Raw genomic sequence first — 7,072 nt, 5'->3', positions numbered from 1 at the left:
GTCGATCATTGTCTCGAACTTGTGCGACCAGTGCTTGCAGAGCTGGGTCATGTACTTGGAGGCGTTCGAAGTTGCGACACGCGCAGTGGTCATCGGCATTTCAGATTTCTCCTGTCAGCTGTGGTGTGCAGTTATAGCGGTAGGCCGATATAGTTTTCGGCAATGGTTGTTTGCGCCGCGCGCGATCCCGCGATGTAATCGAGCTCGGCGATCTGCACGCGCCGACCAAATTCTCCCTCGTTTGGAAAGCGGTGCATGAGTGTGGTCAGTGTCCACGAGAAGCGTTCGGACTTCCAGACGCGAGCGAGGGCAGTTTGCGAATAGGTGTCGATTCCTTCGCTCAAGCCCTTCTTGAAAAACTGGATGAGGGCCTTCGACAGGTAGGCGACATCCGAGGACGCCAGGTTCAATCCTTTCGCCCCGGTCGGCGGCACAATGTGCGCGGAATCGCCGGCGAGAAAGAGCGAGCCATAGCGCATCGGCTCGAACACGAAGGATCGCAAAGGGGCGATCGACTTCTCGAGTGCAGGCCCGCGCGTCATATGTTCCGCCGTCTCCGGCCCAAGACGAAGCGCGAGTTCGTCCCAGAGGCGGTCATCCGGCCAGTCCTCGACCCGCTCGGTCAGCGGCACCTGGATATAATAGCGTGCCCGGGTCTTCGAGCGCATCGACGCCAGCGCAAACCCATTCGCGTGATTGGCGTAGATCAGCTCTTCGTGACACGGCGGCACATCGGCAAGGATGCCGAGCCAGCCAAAGGGATAGACCCGTTCATAGGCCTTGCCGACCGAGGCCGGGATCACCTGGCGCGACGGTCCATGGAAACCGTCGCAACCTGCGATAAACCGGGCATTGAGGCGGTGTTCTACGCCATTCTTCCTGTAGGTCACTGAAGGCGTATCGCTGTTGACGTCGTGCAGGCTGACGTCCTCAGCTTCATAAATCACGTCCACGCCGCGCGCGTCGCACGCGTCCATCAGGTCGCGGGTCACTTCCGTTTGGCCATAGATCATCACGTTGTGGCCCGCCAGCTCCGTCATGTTAATGTGGATCAGGCGTGCGCCGTCGGCGAGAAAGAAGCCGTCATGCGGCAGCCCTTCCTTGTGCATGCGGTCGCCGAGACCGAGCTGATCGATCAGGTCGACGGTCACCTGTTCCAGCACGCCCGCACGAATGCGCGACAGCACATGGGCAGCGGACTTGCGCTCCAGAATAACAATACCGATCCCAGCTTGGTGGAGAAGATGTCCCAGCATCAGGCCAGCAGGTCCGGCCCCAATGATGACGACATCGGTCTTCATCATTTCATCCCCTGTTGAAGCTGGTAAAGTGTTTCGTAGCAAGGCAGGACTTTTGCGACCGAACTGTTGGGTTCTCTGCCTTCGCGGATCGCGGCGATGAATTCGCGATCCTGCAATTCGATGCCATTCATCGAGACATCTACCTTCGAAACGTCAATGGGGTTTTCCCGGCCGTCGACAAGATCGTCATAGCGGGCGATGTAGGTGCCCTTGTCGCAGATATAGCGGAAGAATGTTCCGAGCGGCCCGTCATTATTGAAGCTTAGGGAGAGCGTGCAGATCTTGCCAGTCTCGGTCTTCAGCTGGATCGACATGTCCATGGCGATGCCGAGTATTGGATGTTGCGGGCCTTCGACAGCCTGCGCTACGACCACCTTCTCACCGGTCTGGTACTGGAACAAATCGACAGTGTGTGCGGCATGGTGCCAGAGCAGGTGGTCGGTCCAGCTGCGCGCTTCTCCCTTCGCATTGGTGTTGGTACGGCGGAAAAAATAGGTCTGAACATCCATTTGCTGGATGGAGAGGTCGCCCGCCTTGATCTTGTTGTGCACCCATTGATGAGACGGGTTGAAGCGGCGCGTATGGCCGACCATGCAGACAAGACCCGTTTCTTTCTGCTTGGCCATGACGGCCTTGGTATCTTCCCAGCTGTCCGCGAGCGGAATCTCGACCTCGACATGCTTGCCGGCGTTCATGCAGGCAATCGCCTGGGAGGCGTGCATCTGGGTCGGCGTGCAGAGAATGACGGCGTCGACTTCCGGCATGGCGAGAACTTCGTCGAGCTCAGTCGTTGCCTTGCCTATACCGCGGCGGGTCGCGATTTCCTGCGTCTTGTCGAGCGTGCGGCCAACCAGCGCGACAATCTCAACGCCATTAATCTTGTTGAGGCCATCAAGGTGCTTTTCGCCGAAGGCGCCGGCGCCTGCGAGTGCAATCTTCATCATCCATTCTCCAATACGATATGTCCCACCGCCGTATTCGAGGCGGGGACGTGATAGTGTCGGTGCAGCTCGTGGACCTTGCCCTGCAGCGCGCCGCGCATGATCAGCCACATCACCATTTCGATGCCCTCCGAGCCAGTCTCGCGGAGGTATTCGATGTGAGGGATGGTCCGCAGGCGCTCCGGATTGGCGGTCAGATCATCAAGGAATTTCCGGTCCCATTCCTGATTGATCAGGCCGGCGCGTGGTCCCTGGAGCTGATGGCTCATGCCGCCGGTGCCCCAGATCTGGACGTTGAGGTCCTCCGGATAGCTTTCGACAGCCCGGGCGATCGCTTCGCCAAGCTTCCAGCAGCGATTGCCGGATGGCACGGGGTAGGTGACGACGTTGACGGCGAGTGGCACGACCTTGACCGGCCACTCCTCCGGCTGGCCAAACATGGCCGACAGCGGAACCGTGAGACCATGATCAACATCCATCTGGTTGATGATGGTCATGTCGAACTCATCGAGGATGAGGCTCTGGGCGAGGTGCCAGGCAAAGTCCGGATCATTCTTGATCGGAGGCACGGGGCGCGGTCCCCAGCCTTCATCTGCGGGATGGAATTCCTCGCCGCACCCGATGGCAAAGGTCGGAATGAGATTCATGTCGAAGGCGGACGCGTGGTCGTTGTAAACGAGGATCACGACATCAGGCTTGTTTTCCAGCTTCTGGATCCAGTCCTTTGTCCACTCATAGCCGGCAAAGATCGGCTTGAAGTAGTCTTCCTCAGTCTTGCCCTGGTCGATGGCGACACCCATCAGGGGGACGTGGCTGGTTGCAATGCCTGCGCTCAGTCTGGCCATATCACTTGCCTTCCTTGATGGAGCGCACGCCATCTGGCGAGCGCCCGCCAGCCATCATCATGGCCTTGTAGTCGTCGACGCTCATGCCGGTCATGGTGGAGACTGCCTGGACGAAGGAGAGACCGTCGGTCGAGAAAATCTTGGCGAGGTAGTAGATGTTGCCGCCCAGATCGAGCATGCGGTTGTAATCGCGGTCGAGCACGGCCTGCTTCTGTTCGTCCGTCATCTTCCAGTCTTCGAGGTAGACCTTCTCGTCGGCGCGCCAGCGCTCGCGATTATCGGCCTTCATCAGGCTCATGCAGAACTGGTTCAGCCAGTATCCCTGACGGGCACGCTTGGTTGTGTAGACACGCGTGCCGGGGATATCCTCGAACTCGCTCATATAGTTGCTTACGGATCTATGCATCGGCCATCAGCCTTTCGATGATCCTGCGGGCATGGGCGCCGCCGGAGTCGATGGACAGGACGCGCAACTTCATGTCCGGATTGAGCGCAATGTTTTTCTGCTGGCCTTCGAGGACTTCGATGTCCTCGTTGAAGATAATGTCCTGGCCGGCCTTTATGCGCGCGGTCACGCCGGCATCGTGAACGTCGAAATTGCGCGCCATGCCCCAGAAATAGTGGCAGCTCGTCTCGGTCTCCGGAGTAATTGAGTCGATGACGAAGCCGCGCACGCCGGAGTTGTGACTTTCCAGCGTGTCGCCGGCCTCGACCGGCGACACGCCGACATCGATGATGACGGAACAGGGCTCGATGAATTGGCAGATCTGCCAACGGTCGACCTTGCCGGTCTTCTTCAGTGCTTCGCGCCAGAAGGGCGGCGGATCGATATTCGGCATCCAGCGCGACAGGAAGACCTCCTTACCTTCAACCCGCGTTTCGAGCGGGGCTTCCATGAGTTCCTTCTGCCCAATCGAGCCCATGTGGACATAGGTCTCGTGGGTGAGGTCCATTAGATTGTCGATGAACAGGCGATAGTCGCAGCCGACGCGCATATAGCCCCCGTCGAACACCCATCCCGGCGCCGAACACGGCCAGAAATCCGGTACGAGGCCGACATCGGCCCGTTCCCGCTCCCCGATCCAGACCCAGACGAAACGGTGCCGCTCGACCACGGGATAGACGGGCGTGTTGAGCTTCTCATTCACGCGCTCATGCGTCAGCGGCATCTCGCAAGGCTTGCCCTCCGGCGTGATGACCATGCCGTGATACTTGCAGCGCAGATTGTCGCCTTCCCGGATGCCCATGGACAGCGGCAGGAGGCGATGTGGGCAGGCGTCACGCAGCGCCACGACGCTGCCATCGAGCTTGCGGTACATGACGATGGGCTCGCCGCAGATCTTGCGGGAGATGGGGGCGTTTGCGACCTCGCCATCCCAGGCCGCGACATACCAGCGATTGCGCAGGAAGGTCACAATCCCCTCCTTTTCAGTTGGGCATCAAGACGTGGATAGACGCGCCTTGCATTGCCCTCGAAGATGGCGTGGCGGTCTTCGTCGGATAGGCCGAGCGCGTCGACATAGCGCTTGGTGTCGTCGAAATACTGCCCGGTCTGGGGGTCGATGCCGCGCACCGCGCCGACCATTTCCGAGCCGAACAGGATGTTCTTTTTGTCGATTACCTTGAACAGGAGGTCGATGCCGGGCTGGTGATAAACGCAGGTGTCGAAATAGACATTCTGCATAACGTGGCCGTCTAGCGAAGGCTGGTCGAGCATGTCCGCTAGGCCTCGATACCGGCCCCAGTGATAGGGAACTGCGCCGCCGCCATGCGGGATAATGAAGCGCAGCTCCGGAAAATCCTTGAACAGATTGCCTTCAATGAACTGCATGAACGCGTTGGTATCGGCCGCGATGTAATAGCTGCCTGTCGCGTGAAAGGCTGGATTGCAGGAGCCGGACACATGGATCATGGCCGGCACATCAAGCTCGCACATCGCCTCATAGAAAGGATACCAGTAGCGGTCGGTCAGCGGCGGCGCAGTCCAGTGGCCACCGGACGGATCAGGATTGAGATTGCAGCCGATGAATCCCAGTTCCTCAACGCAGCGGCGCAGCTCAGCGATCGATGCCGACATGTCGGTTCGGGGCGTCTGGGGCAGCATGCAGACGCCGGCAAAGGTTTCCGGATAGAGCTCGACCACGCGGGCGATAAGATTGTTGCAGGCATAGGACCAGTCGATCGCAGTTTCCTCATCGCCGACATGCGGCTCCATGCGCGAGGCGCGCGGCGAGAAGATGGTGAGGTCAGCGCCGCGCTCCTTGATCAGTTTGAGCTGGTTGGCTTCGATGCCTTCCCGGATTTCGTCATCCGAAATATCCGGTCGCGTCGGCAGGGGCAAAGACGGATTGTCGAGCCGCGCGACCTGCGCGTCGCGATAGGCGAGATGCTTCTTTGGCGCCACTGTATGGTGACCATGGCAATCGATGATCAGCGTCATGCTGCGTCTGCTTTTCTGGTTGAAGCAATTAGTCGAAGTTTTTCTTCGAAACTGTCCGGTACCGATCCCGCGCCGATCGTGCCGAGCTCGGCCTGACGGAACACTGTTCCGCGTGTCATGACCGGTTCAACTCCGAGATCCTCCAGAGTTGCGCAGACTTCTTCCATTTCAGCGGCGCGGCGAGAGCCATGCACCAGCATGCGCTCAAGATTATAGTCGGCACGGGCCGTCCAGTCCCCGCCAAGCGAGCTTGTGACTTCTTCAACGACACCGGCCTTGCTGGCAGCGAGGACGCATTCGGCTGTCAGGGCTTCGATACCTTTGGTCATTACCGAACGGATCATCTTAATGGCCGAAGCTTCTCCAATCTTGTCGCCGACCGTGCGAACGTTCTTGAAACCGAAAACTCGCAACTGATCTGCGGCGCCGACGGCATGCGGCCCACTGACCAGCAGCGGCACCTTGAGGCTGGCCGGCATGACAGGCGCCATTATGGCAACGTCAGCATAGCGCGCGCCGGCGGCTTCAATCGCTTCCGCCGCGGCTACCTTGCGGGCGGGCGCCACCGAATTCATGTCGAAAAACCAGCCGCCCGTCTGCAGATGCCTTGCTGCGCATTCAGCCGCCTTGAGCGACTGATCAGCCGTGACAAGGCTGAGAACCGATCTGGCCTCAGCCACTGCATCGCCTGAGGTCTCGCAGCCCGACACGCCGAAGCGTTCATAATCGGCGAGCTTCGCGTCGCGCTGTTCGGCTGAGAGGGTTTTGATGTCATAGGCACAAGCTGGGCCGGTCCAGCCCGTAGCACCTGCAAATGTCTGCGCGGCCTCACCGAAGCCAATGAAAGCGATACCTGATGTCATGGCCGGATACAGCCACAGCGGTGGGCATACCGCTAATCAGAAGTTTTTCCAGACTATAAGGTAATGCGAATTCTCATTCCGACCCACAGACAGATTTCAACGTCGACAGAAACGCTTCCTGGGTCGGTGTTGCCCGCCAGTCCCGCCGATAGGTAAGACCGATCGTTCTCGTCATACCAGCCGGGGCAACGCCGATCCGCTTAAGCCAGCCCGCTTCAAGCTCGACTGCCACCTGGTCGGGCGACAGAATGGTCAGGCAATCGGTCTTCATTAGAATCTGACGGATCGCGATCACAGACCCGCATTCAACCCGCACACGCGGTAGGGCCAGACCGGCTTCCTTGAACATTGTTTCCCACCGATCTCGCAGCGGAACGCCGGCTTGAGGCACGCACCAGTCGAAATCTGCAAGATCAGCGAGGCTCCTTGCGGACACACTTGCCGGCAAGGGATGACCACTGCGGGCGAGGATGACCGGCTGATCCACGAAGAGCGGGTCCTGCACCAAATCCGGCCCCGGTGCCGGATCGCGTAGAGCGCCGATCAGGAAATCGAGTTCGCCGTCCCGCAGGGGTTCGACAAGTTCGACATGTGAGCCTTCCGCAACGAAGATCTCGCTCTTCAGATGAGCTTCCTGGAACTGGACAATGCTCTCTGGAAGCACCCTCTCTCGGCAAAGAGG

General features: G+C 59.4%; 9 protein-coding genes. All 9 read right to left on the bottom strand.

What is annotated here, in order from left to right; genetic code table 11:
- On the bottom strand, window positions 1–93 hold a 93-nt coding region (locus WA989_RS08220; protein WP_424340018.1), incomplete at its 3' end, for a DUF2218 domain-containing protein.
- Between the two features lie 38 nt (window positions 94–131).
- The gene (gene pobA, locus WA989_RS08215) at window positions 132–1,301 is read right to left on the bottom strand and encodes a 4-hydroxybenzoate 3-monooxygenase (protein ID WP_424340017.1); all 1,170 of its coding nucleotides are present in this window, start codon (window positions 1,299–1,301) and stop codon (window positions 132–134) included.
- Window positions 1,301–2,242 (bottom strand): Gfo/Idh/MocA family oxidoreductase, encoded by a 942-nt coding sequence (locus tag WA989_RS08210; protein ID WP_424340016.1) that lies wholly within the window; start codon window positions 2,240–2,242, stop codon window positions 1,301–1,303. The genes pobA and WA989_RS08210 overlap by 1 nt, the downstream gene beginning before the upstream one ends.
- Entirely contained in the window at window positions 2,242–3,087 is an 846-nt protein-coding gene (locus WA989_RS08205) for a class III extradiol dioxygenase subunit beta (protein ID WP_424340014.1), read from the bottom strand. Before WA989_RS08205 ends, WA989_RS08210 begins: the two co-directional genes overlap by 1 nt.
- A 1-nt stretch (window position 3,088) precedes the next feature.
- Complete coding sequence (ligA, locus tag WA989_RS08200) at window positions 3,089–3,493, bottom strand: protocatechuate 4,5-dioxygenase subunit alpha (protein WP_424340013.1); 405 nt, start codon at window positions 3,491–3,493, stop codon at window positions 3,089–3,091.
- Window positions 3,486–4,505 carry a Rieske 2Fe-2S domain-containing protein gene (locus WA989_RS08195; RefSeq protein WP_424340015.1) on the bottom strand — a complete coding sequence of 340 codons (1,020 nt, stop codon included), beginning with the start codon at window positions 4,503–4,505 and terminating at the stop codon, window positions 3,486–3,488. The genes ligA and WA989_RS08195 overlap by 8 nt, the downstream gene beginning before the upstream one ends.
- Window positions 4,499–5,527 carry an amidohydrolase family protein gene (locus WA989_RS08190; RefSeq protein ID WP_424340012.1) on the bottom strand — a complete coding sequence of 343 codons (1,029 nt, stop codon included), beginning with the start codon at window positions 5,525–5,527 and terminating at the stop codon, window positions 4,499–4,501. Before WA989_RS08190 ends, WA989_RS08195 begins: the two co-directional genes overlap by 7 nt.
- A complete protein-coding gene (locus WA989_RS08185; protein ID WP_424340011.1) occupies window positions 5,524–6,390 on the bottom strand; it encodes a DUF1932 domain-containing protein in 867 nt (288 codons plus the stop codon). Before WA989_RS08185 ends, WA989_RS08190 begins: the two co-directional genes overlap by 4 nt.
- Window positions 6,391–6,463: 73 nt before the next feature.
- Window positions 6,464–7,072, bottom strand: a 609-nt coding sequence (locus tag WA989_RS08180; RefSeq protein ID WP_424340010.1) for a LysR substrate-binding domain-containing protein, incomplete at its 5' end; no start/stop codon positions are given.

Source organism: Henriciella sp., from assembly GCF_049649345.1.
Taxonomy (GTDB): Bacteria; Pseudomonadota; Alphaproteobacteria; order Caulobacterales; family Hyphomonadaceae; genus Henriciella.
Note: the sequence above shows the minus strand (reverse complement) of the source record. Positions and strands in the feature narration are given on the sequence as shown.